The sequence below is a fragment of the Acidaminococcus hominis genome, assembly GCF_900291475.1.
Taxonomy (GTDB): Bacteria; Bacillota; Negativicutes; order Acidaminococcales; family Acidaminococcaceae; genus Acidaminococcus; species Acidaminococcus hominis.
This window is the reverse complement of sequence record NZ_OLMM01000004.1, coordinates 137,906-159,028: the sequence shown is the minus strand read 5'-3', so window position 1 is coordinate 159,028 and position 21,123 is coordinate 137,906. Positions and strand designations below refer to the sequence as shown.

Below are 21,123 nucleotides of genomic sequence, written 5' to 3'. Positions count from 1 at the left end.
AATGGCATGGTCAGAAATCCCGCTTACCAACGTACCTTTTAGTGAACAAACGTTCAAACTGACCTTGGACGGCGGGGCAAGAAACATTCATATCAAGCTGTGCCTCAGGTACCATGATCTGTGCGATTACTGGACTGCGACGGTCATTGACTATGCGACAGGGAAAACCCTGATTGATATGCTGCCACTGGTCTGCGGTATTGATTTACTGGGACAGTTCAAATATTTGGATATTGGCAGCGCATATGTAGTAAAAAATGAGGCCAGCGATCTGCAGCAGCCAGACAACACTACCTTGGGGTCGACGTTTATTCTGGTGTGGGGTGATGATTCTTGAACGGGAAATTATGGCTTCGGAAATGGAAAATCCTCATTGCAGATAAAAACGACAATGAAGCCCTGAACGTGTCAGAACTGCATTGTACTTTTGAAGTCCACAAGAGTCGGGACAAGAACGGGTTCTATGCTACCTGCAAAATCTATAATCTGACTGCGGCTACGGAAAAGCAGCTGATTGACGAAGGGGACCGGCTCATCATCGAAGCCGGCTATTCTACGACGGTTCAGGAAAATGCCAACGTAGATAGTTCTGGGAATGTACTTACAGATGAGCAGGCCAGTGCGGCTAAAGCCAGCGGACAGACGGTCACTTCTCAAACGGTTGACGTAGAACTTCAGTACGGGAAAATCTTTGATGGGCAGATCATCTGGTCCAGCCGTTCCAAAGAATCCAACGTAGACTATGTCCTGACCCTTACAGCCATTGATGGTGACAGTCCCTTGCATCTGAACTTCATCAAGAAAACCGTGAACAAGGGGTTGAACCAGCGGCAAGCCCTGCAGACCGTGTGTGACAGTGCGGAAAAGAAGATCCCAGCAAGCACGGGGACAATTACTGACGGGCTGTCTCTGCAGGCCCTTCCCAGAGGAAAGGTGTTCTTTGGGGACCCGACGGACTACATCGCAGATATCTGCAGGGGAAATGCTGCAGATTACTATGTGGAAGATGGGACCCTGCATGTTACCCGTCTGCAGGATATATCAAACGATGAAGCTCTAGTTGTGACGCCCGATACGGGCCTTGTCGGAATGCCCCAGCAAACGCAGTTCGGGGTATCCTTCAAGCTGCTCCTGAATCCTGCTATTCATCTGGGCACCTTGGTTAAGCTGAAGAACAGTGAAGTCAACGAAGCTCAGGTTTCGCCAGGGCAGCAGCAGGCACCTCTGGATGACGAATGGATCTACAGGGTAACAGCACTGACGCATTCGGGCGACACCCGAGGAACAAACTGGTATACGTCTTGCCAGGGAATTTCCCGATATGGCAAGGGAACGCTGCCGGCTATGCTGGCAAATACGAAGAACAATGGGATGGGGGTATGACGTTGTGATTCCTATGAACGAACGGGATCCTTCCCGCAGCGTAAATGAAAAAAACAAGGCGAGAAGCCGGGCTATCAAGACACGGGTAGCTTCTCCTGGCATTATCCAGTCTTTTGACCCTGAAACCCAGACCGTCAGTGTGCAGCTGGCTATCCGGGAAAAACGCTACAACGATGGCGAAGAGACCTGGGAAGAGGTTCCACTTTTAGTGGATGTACCGATTGTGTTTCCAAGGGCCGGCGGATACCTGCTTACGCTTCCGGTGCAAAAAGGAGATGAGTGCCTGGTTGTGTTCGGTGACAACTGCATGGATGCCTGGTGGCAGTCTGGCGGGGTTCAGAACCAAATTGACTGCAGGCGGCATGATCTATCTGATGGGTATGCAATCCCGGGCCCCTGGAGCCAGCCGCGGATAGTCCCGAACTACAGCACGAAATCCGCACAGCTTCGAACAGAAAGCGGCGAGGCATACATTGAGCTGTCCGGGAACTCCATTAACATTGTGGGCGGGACTGTTTCTATCCTGGGAAGCTCTGTTGTTATTGGAGGTTCCACTATGATTGATGGAAAGAACTTCATCGGCCACAAACATAGTGGAGTCGAGACCGGTGGTGGAAATACAGGAGGCGTGGCATGATTTACCGAAGACTCAGCAAAGACTGGGATTATACGTTTGGAAATGGCACATCCAACTATTTGAGCGGAGCAGAAGCTGTAGCCCAGGCCATCAAAAGCCGGCTGCTCCTTCTTTATGGGGAATGGTGGGAAGACCAGGAAGACGGGCTGCCCTTGTGGCAGAAGATTATGGGAACTTCTGGCAGACCGGAAAACCAGCAGGCGGTCGACCTCATTATCCGGGACCGGATCTCAGAAACAGAAGGAGTGTTGGCCATTACCGCCTGGACTTCCAGCTTTGAAAACCGGAACTATGGTTTCCGAGCTCTGGTTGAAACGAAATACGGGACGCTCAGTGTAACTAATGAGGAGGTGAAAGCAGCGTGAGTTATTTTACTCCATTTATTGATTCGTCCGGTCTGCATCTGCCGACGTACCAGGATATCCTTGAAGATATGATCGACCTGATGAAGTCCATTTATGGCCAGGATATATACTTGGGAAACGACGCGGCGGATTACCAGTTTCTTTCGATCCTGGCACTGAAGATCGCGGATTCTTACCAGGCTGTACAGTACGCCTATAACGCCAGGAGCCCACAAACGGCAATCGGGGCAACCCTTGATTCCATTGTAAAACTGAACGGGCTGGAGAGGAAGGCGGCAGGCTACAGTACGTGTGAGGTTACGCTTACGGGGACTCCTTTTACAGAAATCAAAAAGGGATCCGTTAAAGATACATCCGGACTGATCTGGGACTTGCCGGCGTCGGTGGTTATCGGTTCTAATGGGACTCTTACGACCACAGTAACCTGCGAAACAGCCGGTGCAAAGACAGCTGGCGTAGGAGATATCTCCCAAATCAATACCCCTACATACGGCTGGGTCAGTGTGACCAATAACTCTACGGCGGTCCCCGGCGTTGCAGAAGAAACTGATGCAGAGCTGAGAGAACGGCAGGAAATTTCGGTAGCCAATCCTTCCCAAAGCATGTTAGCGGGAACTCGTGGCGCACTGATTGCTCTGGACAACGTTACCCGGGTAGCCTGCTATGAGAATGATACGAATATCTCTGAGGTGGATGCTGACAATAACCCGTACGGGCTGCCGCCTCATTCAGTTACCTGCGTTGTTGAAGGAGGCACTGACACGGAGATTGCAGAGAGTATCCTCTACCATAAGGGACTTGGTTGTTATACCAACGGAACTACAGAGGTGGAAGTCGTTGATGTAAATGATTATCCCAATAAAGTCAGATTCAGCCGGCCCACCTACGTCCCTGTTTTCGTATCGGTAAAAGTGGCAAAGTACACTGGTTATGTGGGCGGGACCAAGGCCAAAATCCAGGCTGCTGTTTACGGCTATATCAAGTCTTTGGAAATCGGGCAGACTCTATCCTATTCTCTCCTCATGGGGGTCATTACGGACTGCAACACCAATGTCTATAAACCTACCTTTGGGGTATCAGAGCTGCTGATTGGGCGAACTGCGGACAGCAAGTCTGCGGTGGATATGGCTATCACCTATAATGAGGTTGCCCAGCCGGTATATGACAACATCACGGTAGAGGTGTAATCATGCGGACGAACGAAAAAGAATACTATAGGGGGTTAATGACCTCTGAATACAGGGGGAGCCCTAAATTTAACGATATGGTCCGCGGAATGGTGGATTATGGCTGCAAGTTGGATATAGCAATTTTAAAAATGATCGACCAGTTCGATATTGATACGGCGGCTGATGCACAGTTAGATATCCTGGGGGCTATCGTGGGGGTGTCTCGTAATCTGAATTTCTCGCCTTCAGCTATTGCCACCAGTGATGTTAAATGCCCGTCTCCATCGGAAATGGTAGCTGATACAGGGGCAACTAGTATTTATGATACTATTGAAACTCCAGTCGCAGTTAAATCTTCTGACGCGAAAACCATAGTTGTTGGCTGGGTAGCACAATACCTTGAGGCAGATCATTTTATCACGGATGATGTTTATCGGACTATGATCAAATGTAAGATCATCCAGAATATCTGGAAAGGATCGGTTGCAGATCTGTACGAAATGTGGAATGTACTATTCCCAGCAAATCAGAAACTGCAGATCCAGGACCTTCAGGATATGAGCTATAACATTGTACTTTTAGGCGACTATAGTCAGCTTATGCAGGAGCTGATTGCCCATGGATACATTGTCCCGAAACCGGAAGGGGTCCGGATTAATCTGATGAGCTTCATTTCCACGGAAGGGCTTCCGATTTTTGCATACAAGTATAATACGCTCAATTACAATGGGTATAACTCTCACTGGATTGAAACTACTAAAACTGATACTTCCGGCTCTAACAGCAGCGGGTCCGGAACCTGAGGAGGGAAATAAATGGCGAATTCCAATTTTCTTGTTTTCGGTGAATCTGTCGCGGCAAGCGACATTGAAGCCGACAGCGTATATCAAACAGACACCCAGCGTATCAACGGGGTGGTTCCGGGTATCGCCGAACCAGCTCTGCATAACAAGCTCTATAAGCAAGTGTCCATTATGGCGGCTGCTATGGCCCAAGTAATCGTGCAGGCTGGGTTCGATGCCCTGGATTCTGACTACAGCAAACTGGTGGCAAATATGCGGCACACTTTTGCGGGCAGCGTCAATAATATAAAACCGGATGAAAAGGGGAACATTGACCTTACTGAACTGGTCAAGACCCTCAAAGCATTTGCCACTCCAGAGGTGGGGGAAATCATTCTTACAAAGAGTTCAACCAACCCGGCTGAAAAATATGCTGGGACCACGTGGAAATTACTGAAAGAAGAAACGTTCCTTATGAGTGCCGGGAAAACAGTGGCAGCTGGGGCTACGGGTGGCAGCAACACACATACAAACACCAAAGCCGAAATGCCAGTACACGACCATGAAGTTACGTGCTCTACGAATGGCTACCATGATCACGGCCGAGGCTCGATGAATATCACCGGCCACCTTATGCTGCCAACACACACGGGCCGATGGAACGGAAATGTCTATGGCGCTTTTGCCAATGAGGGTACCAATTCAAACATCGAGGGTGCAGACTTTAACGAAAGCAGCAAGTGGCACGATATCACTCCTGCTAACTTTGACGCCTCTCGATCCTGGTCTGGCAGAACTTCATGGGAAGGCGGGCACGGCCACACGGTAACAGTTAAAAGTACTGGCGAAGGAAAAGCCTGGGACTGCCGGCCGCAATATCTGGCAGTGTATATGTGGGTCCGCACTGCATAAGGGGGAAACGAAATGGAAACAAATGCAAGAATCCAGTTTTCTACAGATACTGATACGAACTGGTCAACGGTAGACCCTACTCTGCGTGAGGGGGAAATGGTTTTCGCCAAGAAAACATCTGGGAAATATAAAATGGTCCTGGGCGGGGCCGGAGGCACTAGGTACAGTGCTTCCACCACTGTTTGGGACGAAGAGGACGCCGAAGCTAAAGTCACTGCTATGAATGAAGCCGTGAGCAGCGCGCAAGGTGCAGCTGAAACTGCTGAAGCGTCTAATGCCGCAACAGCTTCTAATGCTGCCGCAGCTGCTGCCAGCGCTTCACAGGCTGCCGACTCTCAAGTGGCTGCAAAGGCGTCTGAAACCAGTGTTGCTGCGAATGCGACAAGTGCTCAGAAATCAGCAACTGCAGCCGCGAACTCGGCCAGCACTGCTACAACGCAGGCAGGTAATGCGGCTGCATCAGCGGCCAGCGCGGCTACTGCGCAAACGTCTGCTGAAGCAGCCCGTGATGCTGCATCAAGTTCTGCTACAGCAGCCGGGAAGAGCGCAACAGAAGCGGCGTCTTCTGCTTCCAGTGCTGGCAGCTCTGCAACGGCGGCACAGACTGCAGAAACGAATGCAGGTAAGAGCGCAACTGCAGCGGCAGAAAGCCAGGCTGCGGCAAAGGCGTCTGAAGCCAGTGCTGCGGCTGCACAGCAGTCTATTAACCAGATTTTGGAAACTTCGGTAGCATTTACAGGAGCGACCTCAGATGCAAATGGGACCGCGGGGTTAGTACCGGCCCCAGCGGTCGGAGACCAGAATAAAGCTCTGGCCGGAGATGGAACATGGAAAACTCTTTTTACTGAATCCGACATCGCTAAGATTGTGCACCCAGTAGGTTCCGTACTTGCATTTGCTGATGATACTGACCCCAATACAAAATGGTCAGGGATGACGTGGGTACAGTTTGCTCAAGGGCGTACTCTTGTAGGAGCAGGAACATATTCTGAAAACGGGACTAATTATACCTACAATAACGGAGAGACAGGCGGTGAAGCAAAACATAAGTTATCTTTGCAGGAAGCCCCGGGCCATACTCACTCTGGGACCACAAGCTCTGCAGGGGAACATAACCACACCTATACATCATATGCTAGGACGGCCAATATCGACGGAAACAACTACTCCGGATATTTAAAGGAGACGCAGAATCGCACCACGAGCTTGTCTGGAGCCCATACGCATACTTTTACCACTAGTAGTGCAGGTGGCAATGGCTATCACGAAAACCGTCAGCCTTATATCGTTGTAGCCTATTGGAAACGAACGGCCTAATTTAATGGCTGAAACAGCTTCATATTTCTAAGCTCATTCCTATTTGGGGATGGGCTTTTTTGATGCGAAAAAGGGAGTGATATTTTGGATGCAATTGTGATTGAAGGAATGAGCACGCTGGTGAGCCTGCTGCTGGGCGGGCTGGCGGGTTATGTGATTGCCTACGTAACCGGACTGCAGGCCGTGAGAAAGGGGATGCAGCTGATTCTGAGGGCGTCCCTCAACGATATGTATATCCGGTTCCAGAGGTCCGCCCCCACGGCGGAAGAAAAGCAGGTCTGGCAGGAAATGTACGGAGTTTACGAACACCTGGCGGACAACGGCGTCATGAGCGCCAAGCATGAAGCCGTTCTCCACATGCCGGAAGAGGTACGGGAATGAAAGGCATCCACGGGGTGCTGCTGAGCCTTATGGGCTCCCTGGGCCGCATGAAGGTCCGAGGCCTGCCCCGTGCCCTGGTAATCGTGCTGATGCTTCTGATTATCGGCAGCATCCTTTTATACTGGGCCGGCTGGATCTGGCTGTGGGCAGCCCTGGGGCGGGTGGACCTCCCGGCCCTGAACATGCTGCTCCAGACTCTGACCGGTGTGTCCTTCATCGCAGCCATAGGCTTCATCGGGAAGAGCCTGGTGGATGAAGATGAAGACGGCGTTCCCGATGAATGGGAAAAGAAAGAAGGAGAAGAAAATGAAAGTATACATCAACCCAGGCCATGACCTGGAATATGACAGCGGCGCTATCCATACAGATGGAAATGGGGATGTGGACCTGCGGGAGTGCGACGTAGCTGCCCGGATCGGAGCCCTGGCTAAACAGTACCTGGAAGCCGCCGGGTGCCAGGTCCGGATGCTCCAGAGCGACAACTTGTGCAATGATAGCGAGTACTCTGACCGCCCGGTGGCTGTCTGCGACGATGCCAATGGATGGGGCGCCGACGTTTTTGTGTCCATCCACTGCAATGCCTGCGCCGGACATGATGCCCGGGGAACTGAGACCTGGTGCTTTGCAGAGGGTACGGACGGGGCCAGACTGGCCGAAAAAATCCAGGCGCAGATGGTGGCCAGCATCAACACCACAGATAGAGGGGTCAAGGTCATGCCGGGGCTCATGGTATTAAAGCATACCGATATGCCGGCCTGCCTGGTGGAGACTGCATTCATCGATAACGGTGAAGATTCGGAACTTCTGCGGACAGGGTATGATGATTTCGCTCGGGCCATCGCCCGTGGGGTGACAGACTATGCTCAAGCAATGGGAAATGAGGAATAAAGATGATGATACAATCAAGGCTCCTTGCCTCCCTGATTGGTACCGCCGGATTGCTGCTGCTTTGCTCATTTTCGGCCTCGGCTTCGGCATCGGCTACCACACGGGAGCCGGTGTATATGATGACGCAGAGCGAACTGGAACGGCTCAGCAGCAACTTGAACGAGCTCAAGGACAGCAACGAGCAATCACAGCAGGAAGTGAGAGCGCTGCGCAAAGAGCTGGCGACGTCGAAAACAGAATTGAACGAGGCCAGGAAGCAGTCCAGCGAGCTGAAGAAGCAGCTGGATCTGTTGACGATGGCCTCCAAAAATCAGGAGAACTCATTAGAGACTGTCAACAGGTCCTTGATGGAATCCGCGAAAGAGGAGAAAAGGACCCGGCTACGGATTAAGGCGCAGCGGAACACCTGGGAAGTAGTAGCTGCCGGTCTCTTAGTGGCCTGGGCTGCCAAATGACAAAACACCCCGTCCGGATTCGTCCGGGCGGGGGTCGTTTTTATTTATTTGTCAGGCACCGCAAGCAGGAAGGCCGGAATCTTTTCGTATGCATTGGTCCAGGGGATGTGGACTGTATCGGCCCCGTACACCACACTGAGTGTGGAGCCGTTATCCCAGGCTACCAGCAGGGACCCGATGTCGTCCACACAGATCACCGTTCCCATCGTTCCGATGGGAGGCGCCTGGGGATCATCCATCTGCACAAGACGGATCCGCGTACCGGCGGGATACTTTCTCTGCAGCGCTTCAATGATTTTCAGATTAGGATACCGTTCCATGATTTATTCCTCCTTGATAATAGTTCTTCTTTTATTGTGTCGATATTACCTCTAGTGTTTCAAAAATGCAAATAGAATATTGATTATTCTGCTATTTAGCCCCAAAAAACGAGGAAAATGATGTTCATGGAAAAAGAGGATAAAATACACTCGCGAGGTTGCCCTATGAGCGTTTTTATTTTTCCGCGCAAGCAAGTAATAAGTAATCGAGGAAATGCAAAAAACGATGTCAGGGCAAATGCGGAAGCGTAGAATGGCATCAAGGGGAAAACGAGAAAATGAGCATAAAAAACAGCCCAATACGGGGTGAATCCATAAAGGGCTGTTGCCATGGAGGATAAAACCGCCATTTTATTTTCCATGACCGGTAAATCTGAGTACCATCTATAATGGCATAGTCTCATATGTCATTATACTACAGATTTCCGGTGCTCCGCAATTGGGATGAACACCATACGACTCGGACAGCAACTACCACTATAAATCCAAAGGGCATTTGCAGGGTACAAAAAATAAAGAAAGCCCCGGCAATACAGGGGATAAAGGGATATTCCTATTTTCTAAAAGATAATTTTTGGGTCCCCTGCGGACCTATCCAAAACCAGGTACATTCCCAAAGAATGTACCTGGTTTTTTGATGCGCAAAAACGCTTGTGCGGACAAACAAAAGCCGCACTGCCTGGGCAATAAGAGCAGTGCGGCCACGAAGGAAGCTGGGGAACCTGCGCCTGACGAGGGTTGCAGGCTGCAGGGGTTTCCCCGATTTGACACAGCCGCCTTCTACAGTCAGAAGGGGTTTGTGATACCTTGATTATAAAGGCTGCTGCGGCCCTTCGTCAATCACCGATGGTGGGGTGTGTTTCCACGGAGCCTGGTAATTCAAAATTTGTAGAAAGGATACACGGGGAACCGTGGCCTCATGTATAGACTGTCCATTTTTCCCGACTTTCCTGCAACGGGTCGTCCTTTACTTTGGAAGAAAAACGGTGTATTCTGAAGTAAGAAAGCAGATGGGGGAGGGATGGGCTGATGAAGGCGAAACCTAAACGGATTCTGTTTTACGATTCCGATAAAACGGACTATATGGTGGAAATGGACAACCATTGGTATTATTTAGTCATGCTGGGTGCAAAAAGAATACTTGTTTATGAGCAGCCTTTAAGCTATGTTAATCACCAGCCTTATATTGAAGTGCCCAAAAAGACCAGTGATATTCCGCTGGAAGTAAGGAAAAATCTGTTAGAAGGGATTAAAACATTCCCTTACCATGTAGGTTTGCCTGCTATCCTTGATGGAAAATTCAACGAAAATTTCTCTAACCCATGGCTTGCAATGGGAAGAAAAATTCTCGAAGAATTACCAGGCGTCCCCTTCAATCTGGACGAATAGCCGAACTTCCCCAAGCCCTAAAAAGGGAGGAAGCAAAGATGCGTAAAAATAGCAATTTGACTCAACCGTTTATTGGAGTCCCAGTGAGCCCACAGCAATGCAAAGATTGCATTTTTAGACGGCCTGATCGAGATTATGATGTCAAAGACTGCTTAAAGTATAAAACCATAAAACCCTGGGGAGTTATGGAAAACAAAGAGAAATGTAAAGAATACAAAAAAGAATAGCCGAGAATCCCGAGACTCAAAAAATACAGCATGTTTGCAAGTCAAATAAGGAGGGCTGGCGCATGAAGGCGAAACCTAACAAAATCCTTTTCTATACGTCAGACGGAGACGACTATATGGTGGAAATGGACAACCATTGGTATTACTTGGTGCGTTTGTTTTTTCGGGAAATCAGGGTTTTTCGGCAACCTTACAGTTACTTGAATCACATTACCTATGTGATAGTTCCGAAAAAAACGACTGATATTCCTTTGGAAAAAAGAAAAGCCATAGCGGAGGGATTGAAGACGTTTCCAGGAAAGTATGCTATTGGAAGCGATAAACGTCGTTTTCCACCTGATGGTTTTAAGGAAGACCTGAAAAATAAAGTGTGGGAATATCATAAAGAAACCATGGTTAATTCTCCAGGCGTCCCCTTCAATCTGGACGAATAGACGAGATTTCTGAGGCTTTAAAAAGGGAGGAAATACAAATGCGAGAATATAGTAATTTGACAGAGCCTTTTTATGGAGATCCATTAGATCCTAAGCAATGCAAGGATTGCGCCTACAAACGTCCTGATAGAGATTATGACGTAGGTACTTGCCTGAAGTATAAAATTTCGAAACCCGATGCAGTTATGGAGAATACGGGAAAATGTAAGAAATACAAAAAGGAATAACCGAGTTTCTCCAAACCCTAAAATGGGAGGAATTAGAGATGCGTAAAGATAGCAATTTAACGCAACCATTTGTTGGTTTTCTGCTGAAGCCAGAGCAATGTAAAGATTGCGTATATAGGAGACGAGATAGAAACTATACAGTAGGAGATTGCTTAAAGTATAAGCCTTTTAAACCCTGGGGAGTCATGCATAATAAGGAAAAATGTAAGGAATACAAAAAAGAATAGCCGAGCTTCCTCAGGCCCGAAAAAGAAAATAAAGCACCACCCCAAGACGAGCGAACGCTCGTCTTTTGTCGTTCCAGAAAATGTCCGGGAGGTTTGGAAAGTACTGCCCGGCTAACGGGCCTAGGGGCTTAGGGGCTGCAGCTGGCTTCCCGGGCTGTTTCAGGGCAAAAAAATACCGCCCAGCTGCGCAGTAGCTAAGCGGTCATCGCCAATAGACGTCCGGAAGGCGATGCAATCCTATAAGTTAGGTCAAGTAAAAAAACAAACGATAGCGATGGCACCAGATACCCCATCTGGTGTCCTAAAAGCTTACCCAAAAGCTTTTTTCGTTCATGCCCAGGTCGGGGTCACATGAACACTGTTATTATAGAATGTTCATATAACGGCTGTCAATGACCGTTTGTGAAAGAGGGTTCCACGGTCCCAGGAATTTCCCGGAGACCAGGTGGAACCCTCTCAATTTTTTGCTGCCCAGCAGGTCAGCCTACCACGTTAATGGGGCTGCCGGCCAGGAACTGGTGGATGTCCTGGGCTATGATGGAGACCAGGCGCTGGCGGGTTTCCAGCCCTTTCCAGCCCATATGGGGCGTAAGAATCACGTTGGGCAGGGTGTACAGGGGATTATTCTCTGCCGGCGGTTCCTGCTCCTGAACGTCTAGTCCGGCCCCGGCAATTTGGTGGTTTTCCAGGGCTTCAATCAGGGTGGGTTCGTCAATCAGGGCACCCCGGGAGGTATTGATCAGGAATGCACTGGGTTTCATCAGAGCCAGGGTTTCCCGGTTCAGCAAATGCCGGGTGGAAGGGGTCAGGGGGCAGTGCAGGGATACATAGTCGCTTTTTTGCAGCAGTTCCTTTAGCCCCACATACTGGATGCCGTCCCCGTCTTCCCGGGGCGTCCGGGTATGGACCAAGATGTGCATTTCCAGGGCCTGGGCGATTTTGATGACCTGTTTCCCAATATGGCCGGCGCCAATGATGCCCAGGGTTTTGCCGTTGACTTCCGTATGGGGCACCAACAGGTGCTGGGTGAAGTTCCGGTGATCTCCCTTGGCCAGCATGGCCAGCTGGACCTGCATGGTGGAAGCCAGGTTTAACAGCAGCATAATGGCCGTATGGGCCACCCGCTGGGAGCTGTAGGCGGGGATGTTGCACACCGTAATGCCCTGCTTTTTGGCGGCTGCCAGGTCAATATTGTTGTAGCCGGTGCCTGCTTCCACAAGCAGCTGCACGCTGCGTGGAAACTGCTCCAGCAGGGCTGCCGGCACGGGCAGTTCCTTGGTGACCACCACTTGGGCGCCCTGGATCCGCTGCAGCAGTTCTTCAGGGGTGCTGCTGGGATAGACAGCCACAGAATCCGACAACACCGAAAAATCCAGTTTTCCGTCAAAATTCATTTTTCTGCGTTTACCACAACCACTTGAGGCATAGTATCACCACTTTCTTTTACTGTTACTTCCATTATAGCATGGAGCCGCAAGGCGGTCCGTCTCCCCTGGGCTTCGGGGCTGCTGGCCCCTGGCTGCACAAGTGCACAAAACCCCTGCCCGGCACATTTTGCCTGACAGGGACTTTGGCAACTATAGACTAACTTTTTTGGGCAGCCACGTACTTTTGGGCCCAGACTCCAATGCTGTCCAGCACCGGCTGGAATTCCCGGCCAATGGGGGTCAGGGAGTATTCCACCTTGGGGGGAATTTGGGCGTATTCCTTGCGCACAATGAGCCCCTCCGTTTCCAGCTGCTTTAGCTGGGTGGACAGGGTGGCGTGGTTGATTTTCTGGAGCTTCCGCTGAAGCTCGTTGAATCGCACCGGCCCGGTGCTTAGCAGGTACAGAATGGCAATGGCCCATTTCCCCTGGAGCAGCCGCTGGGCGACCATACAGGGGCAGGTGGCCTTTTCTTCCGGGGGCGTTTCCAGGCTTCTCTCCGGTTCAGACATGGTTTCCACTTCCTTTCCAGTATGTTTTGCTATACTGGGTATTGTTAAAAATCGTACTTGTGCAGGCTTTTTACACGCTATAAAATAAACCTACGCTAAAAATTATCCTATGTTAATTTTCTAACTAAAGAATACCATAGGGCTGCCCGAATTGCAAGGCAGAACAAAAGGAGCGAGAAGAATGTCCCAGATTTTGATCTTAAACGGCGGGCCCCGGCAAAACGGCAATACCGCAGAACTAATTCGGGCCTTTAGGGAAGGGGCCGGGAAAGAGGGGAACACCGTCCAGGAATTTGACCTGCAAAGCCTGCCGCTGCACGGGTGCCTAAGCTGCGGGCAGTGCGGGAAAAACGGCCGGCCCTGCGTCCAACAGGACGCTATGGAGGAAATCTATCCGGCCTTCCAAAAGGCAGAGGTCATTGTCCTGGCCTCCCCGGTGTACTTTGCTTTTGTGACCGGCCCCCTTCTGACGGCCATCAACCGGCTGTTTGCCCTGTGGCAGACCCTGTCGCCAGAACAGCTCCGGAGCAAGCAGTCCGTGCTGCTGCTTACCGCCAATCAGCCTGGTTGGTGTCCGGACCCGGTGAACTGGTATCACCGGCTGTTTACCCAGGCTATGGGCTGGAAGGATTTGGGAGTGGTCTACGGCCACGGGAGTCTGTACGGCAAAGGCAAGGTGGAGGACCCGGAAAGCGCTGCTGCCGCCCGGAAAATTGGAGAAGCCATTGGCGAAACTTGTTAGGAGGAGCAATCATGAAAAAAATTATTTTGCTGAACGCCAGTCCCAGAAAAAACGGTAATACGGCCCTGCTGCTGCAGGCTGCCCAACAAGGGGCCCAGGAGGCCGGCGCGGAAACGGAACTGATCAACCTGTTTGACCTGAAGTTTACCGGCTGCCGCAGCTGCATGGCCTGCAAGCGGGTGGAAGCCCAACGCTGCAAATGCTATTGGAAGGACGACCTGTCCCCGCTGCTGGACCGGATTTTCCAGGCAGACGGGCTGTTTATTGGTTCTCCGATTTATCTCAGCGAACCTACCGCCCAGTTCCGGGCCCTGTGGGAGCGGCTGATTTTCTGCTGTCTGTCCTATGATAAGCCCCTGGAAAGCTACTTTACCGGGAAGCTGCCGTTGGGGCTCATCTACACCATGAATGCCCCGGAAGCCTACTACAACCAGCATTACAAAGCCCGCTTCCAGGAGCTGGCCGATATGCATACCCTGGTCCTCCATGGCGCCGTCACCACCCTGGCTTCCTGCGAAACCCTCCAGGTTCCTGATTACAAGCGGTACAGCATGGGCGTCTTTGACGAGGCCCAGCGGAAGGAACGCCGGGAGACCGTATTCCCCCAGGAACTGGAAGCTGCACGCCAGTTGGGCCGCCAAATGGTCCAGGAAAACCCCTGAGCCCTGCTGCCAAAATGCTTTTCTCCCCAGCTGGGGGGAAGGGGAGCAGCCCCAATTTTTCCCTTTTTCTCAGGAATTGTTGACCTTTCCTGCTGCCTTTCTTGCCTAATCCCTTGTCCTGTACTATACTTTTAGGCAAGTGTGCCGCAGGCAGCGCTTTTGTCTGCGGCGGGAAAGTGGGGGAATTGTACATATGGATTCAGTGAAAACATCAGTTACAGCAAACGCCCTGCTGTGGTTCGGGGCGGGGATTTCCATTGCCGAGATTCTGACGGGGATGCTGCTGGCTCCCCTGGGTTTTGCCAAGGGGCTGCTGGCCATCCTGGTGGGCCACGTGATTGGCGGGCTTGTGATGTTTGGGGCCGGGCTCATCGGCGGCCAGACCGGGCGCAGTGCCATGGAAACGGTGGAAATTTCCTTTGGGCACCAGGGTGCCAAGCTGTTTGCCGGCCTGAACGTGATTCAGCTCATTGGCTGGACGGCCGTGATGATTGCCAGTGCAGCTGCTGCCGGCAATACCCTGGCGGGTCTGGGGCTTTCGGCCTGGAGCCTGATTATCGGTGCCTTCATCGCCCTGTGGATTATCCTGGGGCTGAAGACCCTGGGGAAGGTGAACGAGGTGGTCATTGCTGCCCTGTTCCTGCTGACCCTGGTGCTCAGCGACGTGATCTTTATGGGCAGCGGGGTGCCCCAGGCTGCCGGGGAGCTGACTCTGGGCGCAGCCATTGAACTTACGGTGGCCATGCCCCTTTCCTGGCTGCCGGTCATCTCCGACTACACCCGGGACGCCGCAAAGCCCTTTAAGGCTACGGCGGCCAGCTGTCTGGCCTACTTTGCTGCCAGCACCTGGATGTTCATTATCGGCATGGGTGCCGCCCTGTACACCGGCCAGGACGACATTGCCAAAATCCTGCTTCAGGCCGGCCTGGGCGTCGTGGGCATTCTGATTGTGCTGCTGTCCACGGTGACCACTACCTTCCTGGACGCCTTCTCCGCCGGGGTCAGCGGCAAGAGCCTGCTGCCCGGAATTTCGGAAAAGGTCCTGGCCCTGATTGCCTGCGCTGGGGGAATTGCCATTGCCATCGCCGTGGATGCCAGCAGCTTTGAAGACTTCCTGTACTTCATCGGTTCGGTGTTCGCACCCATGACCGCAATCCTGCTGTCCGATTACTTTATCCTGAAGCAGGACCACAGCAGCCAAGCCGTCAACTGGCTGAACCTGGTGCTGTGGCTGGCCGGCTTCGCCCTGTACCGGGAGCTCTTGGACGTGCAGACCCCGGTGGGAATTACCTTCCCGGTGATTGTGCTGGTGATGCTGGCCAGTGCGGTGATTCACAAAGTTCTGCCCCACAAATAAAAAACGAGGACTTCCTGCTGCGGCGGGAAGTCCTTTTTCTTTTCCTTGGGGGTTTTTCGACCCAGGAGCCGTGGTACAATAGAAAAAACTGCGATTGGGAGGTACCCTATGGATAAAAAAGAAACCTTGGCCTACCTGACGGCCCAGGGGATTCCCTACGAACTCACGGAACACAAGGCCGTCTACAATATGGAAGAACTGGGGGACGTGGCGCTGCCCTACCCGGAATGGGACGCCAAGAACCTGTTTGTCCGGGACGATAAAAAACGGAATTATTACCTGCTTACTGTCCGGGGAAACAAGCGGGTGGACCTGAAGGCCTTTGGCGAGGCAAACGGCACCCGGCGGCTGTCCTTTGCCTCGCCGGAAGACCTGAAAGCGTATTTGGACCTGGAACCCGGGTCCGTAACGCCACTGGGGCTTTTAAACGACCGGGAGCACCGGGTGACCCTGTTTTTGGACGCAGAATTTCAGCATCAGAAAATCGGCGTGCACCCCAACGACAATACGGCCACTTTGTGGCTGGCGGCGGACGCTTTAATGGCGCTGCTGGAAAAATTGGGCAAGCAGGTGCACTGGGTAAAAATAGGAGAATAGGGGGAATCTGCAATGAAGCTTATTATGCTGGGCACGGGGAATGCCCTGGTGACGGAATGCTACAATACCTGTTTTCTGCTGGATGACGGGGGAAAGCTGTTCCTGGTGGACGGCGGCGGGGGCAATACGATTTTGCACCAACTGAAGCATGCGGGGTATGACTGGCAGGACGTCAAAGAAATCTTTGTGACCCATCAGCATGTGGACCATTTGCTGGGGGTCCTTTGGATGGTGCGGATGATCTGCCATTTTATGAACGACGGAAAGTACCAGGGGGAGGTGAACGTCTACGGGCACCGGGAAGTGCTGGACCTGCTCCGGGACATGGCGGTGAAGCTGCTCCTAAACAAATATACTCGCTTTTTGGATGACCGGGTGCATTTTATTCCTGTGGCAGATGGGGAGCAGCGCAGGGTGAACGGCCGGCAGGTGACCTTCTTTGACATTGGCTCCACCAAGACCAAGCAGTTTGGTTTCCGGCTGGAACTGGACGGGGGAAAGAGCCTGGTGTGCTGCGGGGACGAGCCCTATACGGAACGGGAGGAGCCCTACGCCCGGGGCTGCACCTGGCTGCTCCACGAGGCGTTCTGCCTGGAAGAGGAAGCGGCGGTGTTCCATCCCTACGAAAAGCACCATTCCACGGTAAAGCATGCCTGCCAGGCGGCGGAAAAGCTGGGGGTCCAAAACGTGCTGTTGTACCATACGGAGGACAACCAGCTGGAGCGGCGCAAGGAGCTGTACACCCAGGAAGGGAAAAAGTTCTTTTCCGGCAGGGTGTACGTGCCGGAAGATTTGGAAGTTCTTGAACTTTGAGGACAGTGACGGAAAGGAGACAAAGCATGAAGGTGCTGATGATTAACGGCAGTCCCCGGCCTCAGGGCAATTCGGAGCTGCTGTGCCAGGAATTTCGCCGGGGTGCCGAAGCAGCGGGGCACCAGGTGGAAGAAATCGCCTTGCGGGAGAAGGTAATCCACCCCTGCAAGGCCTGCTACGCCTGCTTTCGCACTGGCAGCTGCGTCCAAAAGGACGCTATGGCAGAAATCCTGGAGAAAACCCAGGGGGCGCAGGTGCTGGTGTGGGCTACCCCTACGTATTTTCTTACCATGAGCGGCCAGCTGAAGGTGATGATTGACCGGCTGCTGCCCAAATGGCAGGACCTGGGAGGCAAGGAAGCCTACGTGATTGTGACTGGCCACGACGGAAAGGCCGGCCTGCGCAGGGCTGGGGAAGACCTGGAAGCCATTTTGGCAGAGCTGGGCAGCCCGGTACGGAAAATCATCTGGGGTGAACACGCCTGGCAGCCCGGTGAGGTGCTGGGCACTCCGGCTATGAAAGAAGCCTATGCGGCCGGCAGCCAGGTTGGAAAATAGCGGAAAGCAAGGAGGAGGAGAAAATGCCTCTGTTATTTGTACAGCAGGATATTACCCAAATGGCGGTGGACGCCATTGTCAACGCTGCCAATCCCCAGCTCCAGATGGGGTCCGGGGTTTGCGGCGCCATCTTTCGGGCGGCGGGGCCCCAAAAGCTCCAGGCGGCCTGTGACCAGAAGGCCCCCATCAGGACTGGCGAAGCGGCCCTTACCCCGGGCTTTGCCCTGCCGGCCAGGTACGTGATTCACGCCGCAGGGCCCGTGTACAACCCCCGGCATCCGGAAGAAAGTGAGCGGCTGCTTCGGTCGGCGTATACCAGCGCGCTGCGGCTGGCGGCGGAAAACCACTGTGCCAGCGTGGCCTTTCCCCTGATTTCCGGGGGAATATTCGGCTATCCCAAGGATCAGGCCCTGAGGGTGGCGGTCTCCGCCATCCAGTCCTTCCTGGAAACCCAGGAGCTGGACGTGTATCTGGCTTTTCCGGATAAACGGGCCTTTGTGGTGGAGAAAGACCTGCTGGCTGAACTGGACCAGTATTTGGCCCGCCGCGGGGACGAAAGCGTGGCCGAGGAAATGCTTTGCGCCTCGGAAATCAGCTTGCCGCCCAAGGGCTATTGCGAGAATGTGAAACTGGCGCCCCAGGACCTGGAGAACCTGCTGGGCCACCTGGACGAACCCTTTAATGTGACGCTTTTGCGGCTGATTGATGCCAAGGGGCTGACCGATGCCCAGGTGTACCATCGGGCCAACCTGGACCGGCGGCTGTTTTCCAAAATCCGCACGGGGAAGGGCTATAGCCCTACCAAACGGACCATTCTGGCCCTGGCCATTGCCCTGGAGCTGACCCTGGACGAAACCGATGACCTTTTGGCCCGGGCCGGCTACGCCCTGTCTCCCAGCCAGAAATTCGATGTGATCGTCCAGTATTTTATCCTGAAGGGTCAGTACGACATCTACGCCATCAACGAAGTCCTGTTCCATTATGACCAGCCCCTATTAGGGGGAGCGGCGTAGTTGTCGTCTGGCAAGCGACCAAAAGTCCTCCCATGGGGAGTATGCTAAAGACAACAAGGAGGTACCCAAACTGGTACCCCGGAAAAAGCTTTTAGAACCCAAAAGGAGGGCTTTAGAATGAAAAAGAATTTAACGGAACTGGTATTTATCTTGGACCGCAGCGGCTCCATGGCAGGCCTGGAATCGGACACCCTGGGAGGCTACAATTCCTTCCTGAAAAAGCAGAAAGCCGTGGAGGGGGAATGCGTGCTTACCACCGTGCTCTTTGATGATCAGTACGAACTGCTCCACGACCGGATCAATATCCAGGCGGTAGCGCCCCTGACGGAAAAGGACTACTATGTGCGGGGCTGCACGGCGCTGCTAGATGCCCTGGGTAAAACCATTCAGAAAATCAAACAGGTCCAGGCCAATACGGCGGAGGATTACCGGGCGGAAAAGGTGCTGTTTGTGATTATCACCGACGGGTACGAAAATTCCAGCCGGGAGTACACCACGGAGAAAGTCAAAGCCCTGATTGAGGCCCAGAAAGCCAAGGGCTGGGAGTTCATCTTCCTGGGGGCCAATATGGACGCGGTGGAAACGGCTAGCCAGTTTGGCATTGGTGCCGACCGGGCGGTGGACTATCTGGCAGACGAAGCCGGTACGGAACTGAACTTTAGGGCCATGAGTGAGGCCGTCAGCGAGTTCCGCGCAGTAGGCAAAGTGCCGGAGGATGCCCTTGAATCCATCCGGCTGGATGCTGCTCAGCGTTCTGGAAAACCGAAGAGAAGCGCCAAGAAAAGCTCCGGGAAAACCAAAAAACTATAATGCCGGACGGCCCCAAATTGTTCTCTATCGATCAATAAACCGTTTTCCAAGCTTTTAGCGGGCTCCCTTACCCAGCACCAGCTCCCCTGCCAGCAATTGCAGCGGGGGCTGGCGTTTTTTGTGGGGGAAAGCGCTGGGCAAGGCGCGTCTAAGCTAGGAGCAGAGTATCTCTAGGGCGGGATCTTCTCCCATACCAAATTCCTTGAAAGGGAGTACTGGCTCTTTTCCTATAAAAAGAGTATTATATGTGTTGCAAGCGAAAGGAGTATATTTCAATGACTGATTATCTGAGTAAGCAATACCCCATTTTGGATATGTTCCCGAAAGATTGGGCGCTGGTGTCTGTAGGCAATCTGGAAAAGAATAATGGCTGCACCATTGGCTGGGGCAGCTTTGGCACCCTGTGGACCCGTCCAGGGAAAAGCGGCGCCACGGCTACGGTCTATCTCCATCCGTCCCGGTATACCTGCGAGCTGTTAAAAAAAGCCGATACCTTTACCATCAGCTTTTTCCCGCCGGAATACAAGAAGGCCCTGGGGTATATGGGCTACCACTCTGGCCGGAATGAAAACAAGGCGGCGGCAGCGGGCCTGACGCCGGTGGAACTTCCGGAAGGGGGGCTCAGCTACAAGGAAGCTAGTGTTTCCTTTGTGTGCCATAAGCTCTACCAGCACCAGTTTGCCAAGGAAGACCTGGATCCGGAAATCCAGGAATTCTATAAGGCCAACCCGGCGGTGCTGCCGGTAAACGCCCAGGGCGAATGGGAACCCCATGTGGTGTTTGTAGGGGAAATCCGGTACGTGGACGAGAAGAAATAAATTGTTTTTTTCAGGCAGGGCTGCGGCGGAGAGCGCAGGGCGGTATTTTCTTCCATACCAAGTTCCCCAAAAGTGAGTACTGGCTCTTTTCTTACAAAAAGAGTATTATATCTTTTGTAAGCGAAAGGAGTACATTTCAATGACTGATTATCTGAGTAAGCAATACCCTATTTTGGACATGTTCCCGGAAAACTGGGCGCTGGTGTCCGTAGGCAATCTGGAAAAGAATAATGGCTGCACCATTGGCTGGGGCAGCTTTGGTACCCTGTGGACCCGTCCAGGGAAAAGCGGCGCCACGGCCACGGTCTACCTGCATCCGGCCCGGTATACCTGCGAGCTGCTGAAAAAGGCCGATACCTTTACCATCAGCTTCTTTCCGCCGGAATACAAGAAGGCCCTGGGCTATATGGGCTCTCACTCTGGCCGCAAGGAAGACAAGGCGGCGGCAGCGGGCCTGACGCCGGTGGAACTCCCGGAAGGGGGACTCAGCTACAAGGAAGCCAAGATTTCCTTTGTGTGCCATAAGCTTTACCAGCACCAGTTTGCCAAGGAAGACCTGGATCCGGAAATCCAGGAATATTACAAGGCCAACCCGGCGGCGTATCCGGTAAATGCCCAGGGCGAATGGGAACCCCACGTGGTGTTTGTAGGGGAAATCCGGTACGTGGACGAAAAGAAATAAACTGCTTTTTCTATGCGCAAA

30 protein-coding genes are annotated in these 21,123 nt (G+C 52.6%); 27 read left to right on the top strand and 3 right to left on the bottom strand.

Annotated elements, in window-relative coordinates; genetic code table 11:
• Nucleotide 1 precedes the first annotated feature (1 nt).
• The 12 genes from C7E10_RS04205 to C7E10_RS04150 all read left to right on the top strand — a co-directional run bounded on the left by C7E10_RS04205 (nucleotide 2) and on the right by C7E10_RS04150 (nucleotide 8,289).
• Nucleotides 2-337 (top strand): phage baseplate plug family protein, encoded by a 336-nt coding sequence (locus tag C7E10_RS04205; protein ID WP_105326105.1) that lies wholly within the window; start codon nucleotides 2-4, stop codon nucleotides 335-337.
• Nucleotides 334-1,383, top strand: a complete 1,050-nt coding sequence (locus C7E10_RS04200; protein ID WP_105326104.1) for a baseplate hub protein — start codon at nucleotides 334-336, stop codon at nucleotides 1,381-1,383. The genes C7E10_RS04205 and C7E10_RS04200 overlap by 4 nt, the downstream gene beginning before the upstream one ends.
• Nucleotides 1,384-1,396: 13 nt before the next feature.
• Nucleotides 1,397-2,020 (top strand): Gp138 family membrane-puncturing spike protein, encoded by a 624-nt coding sequence (locus C7E10_RS04195; protein ID WP_105326515.1) that lies wholly within the window; start codon nucleotides 1,397-1,399, stop codon nucleotides 2,018-2,020.
• Complete coding sequence (locus C7E10_RS04190) at nucleotides 2,017-2,385, top strand: contractile injection system sheath initiator (protein WP_200820201.1); 369 nt, start codon at nucleotides 2,017-2,019, stop codon at nucleotides 2,383-2,385. Before C7E10_RS04195 ends, C7E10_RS04190 begins: the two co-directional genes overlap by 4 nt.
• On the top strand, nucleotides 2,382-3,572 hold the full coding sequence (locus C7E10_RS04185; protein ID WP_105326103.1) for a baseplate J/gp47 family protein: 1,191 nt from the start codon (nucleotides 2,382-2,384) through the stop codon (nucleotides 3,570-3,572). The genes C7E10_RS04190 and C7E10_RS04185 overlap by 4 nt, the downstream gene beginning before the upstream one ends.
• 2 nt (nucleotides 3,573-3,574) lie before the next feature.
• Nucleotides 3,575-4,357 carry a baseplate wedge 1 family protein gene (locus C7E10_RS04180; protein ID WP_105326102.1) on the top strand — a complete coding sequence of 261 codons (783 nt, stop codon included), beginning with the start codon at nucleotides 3,575-3,577 and terminating at the stop codon, nucleotides 4,355-4,357.
• Between the two features lie 12 nt (nucleotides 4,358-4,369).
• Nucleotides 4,370-5,248, top strand: coding sequence for a phage baseplate protein (locus C7E10_RS04175; RefSeq protein ID WP_105326101.1), 879 nt, complete (start codon nucleotides 4,370-4,372; stop codon nucleotides 5,246-5,248).
• A 12-nt stretch (nucleotides 5,249-5,260) separates the two neighbouring features.
• Complete coding sequence (locus tag C7E10_RS12020) at nucleotides 5,261-6,565, top strand: phage baseplate protein (RefSeq protein ID WP_105326100.1); 1,305 nt, start codon at nucleotides 5,261-5,263, stop codon at nucleotides 6,563-6,565.
• Between the two features lie 84 nt (nucleotides 6,566-6,649).
• Nucleotides 6,650-6,946: a hypothetical protein gene (locus C7E10_RS04165; protein ID WP_105326099.1), complete on the top strand. Its 297-nt coding sequence runs from the start codon at nucleotides 6,650-6,652 to the stop codon at nucleotides 6,944-6,946.
• Nucleotides 6,943-7,281: a hypothetical protein gene (locus C7E10_RS04160; RefSeq protein WP_105326098.1), complete on the top strand. Its 339-nt coding sequence runs from the start codon at nucleotides 6,943-6,945 to the stop codon at nucleotides 7,279-7,281. Before C7E10_RS04165 ends, C7E10_RS04160 begins: the two co-directional genes overlap by 4 nt.
• Entirely contained in the window at nucleotides 7,253-7,834 is a 582-nt protein-coding gene (locus C7E10_RS04155; RefSeq protein ID WP_105326097.1) for an N-acetylmuramoyl-L-alanine amidase family protein, read from the top strand. Before C7E10_RS04160 ends, C7E10_RS04155 begins: the two co-directional genes overlap by 29 nt.
• A 2-nt stretch (nucleotides 7,835-7,836) precedes the next feature.
• Nucleotides 7,837-8,289 (top strand): hypothetical protein, encoded by a 453-nt coding sequence (locus tag C7E10_RS04150; RefSeq protein WP_234997679.1) that lies wholly within the window; start codon nucleotides 7,837-7,839, stop codon nucleotides 8,287-8,289.
• A gap of 44 nt (nucleotides 8,290-8,333) precedes the next feature.
• Here the strand turns inward: C7E10_RS04150 and C7E10_RS04145 are convergent, their stop codons facing one another.
• Nucleotides 8,334-8,609 (bottom strand): DUF4314 domain-containing protein, encoded by a 276-nt coding sequence (locus C7E10_RS04145; protein WP_105326096.1) that lies wholly within the window; start codon nucleotides 8,607-8,609, stop codon nucleotides 8,334-8,336.
• A 1,029-nt stretch (nucleotides 8,610-9,638) separates the two neighbouring features.
• On the opposite strand from C7E10_RS04145, the gene C7E10_RS04140 reads away from it, so the two are divergent.
• The 5 genes from C7E10_RS04140 (at nucleotide 9,639) to C7E10_RS04120 (ending at nucleotide 11,113) form a co-directional block, all read left to right on the top strand.
• Entirely contained in the window at nucleotides 9,639-9,998 is a 360-nt protein-coding gene (locus C7E10_RS04140) for a hypothetical protein (protein WP_105326095.1), read from the top strand.
• Nucleotides 9,999-10,036: 38 nt separating this feature from the next.
• Nucleotides 10,037-10,225 (top strand): hypothetical protein, encoded by a 189-nt coding sequence (locus C7E10_RS04135; RefSeq protein WP_105326094.1) that lies wholly within the window; start codon nucleotides 10,037-10,039, stop codon nucleotides 10,223-10,225.
• 62 nt (nucleotides 10,226-10,287) lie between these two features.
• Nucleotides 10,288-10,659: a hypothetical protein gene (locus tag C7E10_RS04130; RefSeq protein WP_105326093.1), complete on the top strand. Its 372-nt coding sequence runs from the start codon at nucleotides 10,288-10,290 to the stop codon at nucleotides 10,657-10,659.
• 38 nt (nucleotides 10,660-10,697) lie between these two features.
• Nucleotides 10,698-10,886 carry a hypothetical protein gene (locus C7E10_RS04125; RefSeq protein ID WP_105326092.1) on the top strand — a complete coding sequence of 63 codons (189 nt, stop codon included), beginning with the start codon at nucleotides 10,698-10,700 and terminating at the stop codon, nucleotides 10,884-10,886.
• A gap of 38 nt (nucleotides 10,887-10,924) precedes the next feature.
• Complete coding sequence (locus C7E10_RS04120) at nucleotides 10,925-11,113, top strand: ASCH domain-containing protein (RefSeq protein WP_105326091.1); 189 nt, start codon at nucleotides 10,925-10,927, stop codon at nucleotides 11,111-11,113.
• Between the two features lie 479 nt (nucleotides 11,114-11,592).
• Here the strand turns inward: C7E10_RS04120 and C7E10_RS04115 are convergent, their stop codons facing one another.
• Together C7E10_RS04115 and C7E10_RS04110 are read right to left on the bottom strand one after the other, a co-directional pair.
• Nucleotides 11,593-12,507, bottom strand: a complete 915-nt coding sequence (locus C7E10_RS04115) for a 2-hydroxyacid dehydrogenase (protein ID WP_105326090.1) — start codon at nucleotides 12,505-12,507, stop codon at nucleotides 11,593-11,595.
• Nucleotides 12,508-12,697: 190 nt separating this feature from the next.
• Nucleotides 12,698-13,051 carry a winged helix-turn-helix transcriptional regulator gene (locus C7E10_RS04110; RefSeq protein WP_105326089.1) on the bottom strand — a complete coding sequence of 118 codons (354 nt, stop codon included), beginning with the start codon at nucleotides 13,049-13,051 and terminating at the stop codon, nucleotides 12,698-12,700.
• A 181-nt stretch (nucleotides 13,052-13,232) separates the two neighbouring features.
• On the opposite strand from C7E10_RS04110, the gene C7E10_RS04105 reads away from it, so the two are divergent.
• The 10 genes from C7E10_RS04105 (at nucleotide 13,233) to C7E10_RS04060 (ending at nucleotide 21,102) form a co-directional block, all read left to right on the top strand.
• Complete coding sequence (locus tag C7E10_RS04105; RefSeq protein ID WP_105326088.1) at nucleotides 13,233-13,793, top strand: flavodoxin family protein; 561 nt, start codon at nucleotides 13,233-13,235, stop codon at nucleotides 13,791-13,793.
• Between the two features lie 11 nt (nucleotides 13,794-13,804).
• Nucleotides 13,805-14,455, top strand: a complete 651-nt coding sequence (locus tag C7E10_RS04100) for a flavodoxin family protein (RefSeq protein ID WP_105326087.1) — start codon at nucleotides 13,805-13,807, stop codon at nucleotides 14,453-14,455.
• Between the two features lie 193 nt (nucleotides 14,456-14,648).
• On the top strand, nucleotides 14,649-15,812 hold the full coding sequence (cytX, locus tag C7E10_RS04095; protein WP_105326086.1) for a putative hydroxymethylpyrimidine transporter CytX: 1,164 nt from the start codon (nucleotides 14,649-14,651) through the stop codon (nucleotides 15,810-15,812).
• 108 nt (nucleotides 15,813-15,920) lie between these two features.
• On the top strand, nucleotides 15,921-16,409 hold the full coding sequence (locus C7E10_RS04090) for a prolyl-tRNA synthetase associated domain-containing protein (protein ID WP_105326085.1): 489 nt from the start codon (nucleotides 15,921-15,923) through the stop codon (nucleotides 16,407-16,409).
• A gap of 12 nt (nucleotides 16,410-16,421) precedes the next feature.
• Complete coding sequence (locus C7E10_RS04085; protein WP_105326084.1) at nucleotides 16,422-17,222, top strand: MBL fold metallo-hydrolase; 801 nt, start codon at nucleotides 16,422-16,424, stop codon at nucleotides 17,220-17,222.
• Nucleotides 17,223-17,248: 26 nt separating this feature from the next.
• Nucleotides 17,249-17,779, top strand: coding sequence for a flavodoxin family protein (locus C7E10_RS04080; RefSeq protein WP_105326083.1), 531 nt, complete (start codon nucleotides 17,249-17,251; stop codon nucleotides 17,777-17,779).
• A 23-nt stretch (nucleotides 17,780-17,802) separates the two neighbouring features.
• Nucleotides 17,803-18,792, top strand: coding sequence for a macro domain-containing protein (locus C7E10_RS04075; protein WP_105326082.1), 990 nt, complete (start codon nucleotides 17,803-17,805; stop codon nucleotides 18,790-18,792).
• A 117-nt stretch (nucleotides 18,793-18,909) separates the two neighbouring features.
• On the top strand, nucleotides 18,910-19,602 hold the full coding sequence (locus C7E10_RS04070) for a vWA domain-containing protein (protein WP_105326081.1): 693 nt from the start codon (nucleotides 18,910-18,912) through the stop codon (nucleotides 19,600-19,602).
• 275 nt (nucleotides 19,603-19,877) lie between these two features.
• Nucleotides 19,878-20,420 carry a flavin reductase gene (locus tag C7E10_RS04065; protein WP_105326080.1) on the top strand — a complete coding sequence of 181 codons (543 nt, stop codon included), beginning with the start codon at nucleotides 19,878-19,880 and terminating at the stop codon, nucleotides 20,418-20,420.
• Between the two features lie 139 nt (nucleotides 20,421-20,559).
• Entirely contained in the window at nucleotides 20,560-21,102 is a 543-nt protein-coding gene (locus tag C7E10_RS04060; RefSeq protein ID WP_105326079.1) for a flavin reductase, read from the top strand.
• Nucleotides 21,103-21,123 lie beyond the last annotated feature (21 nt).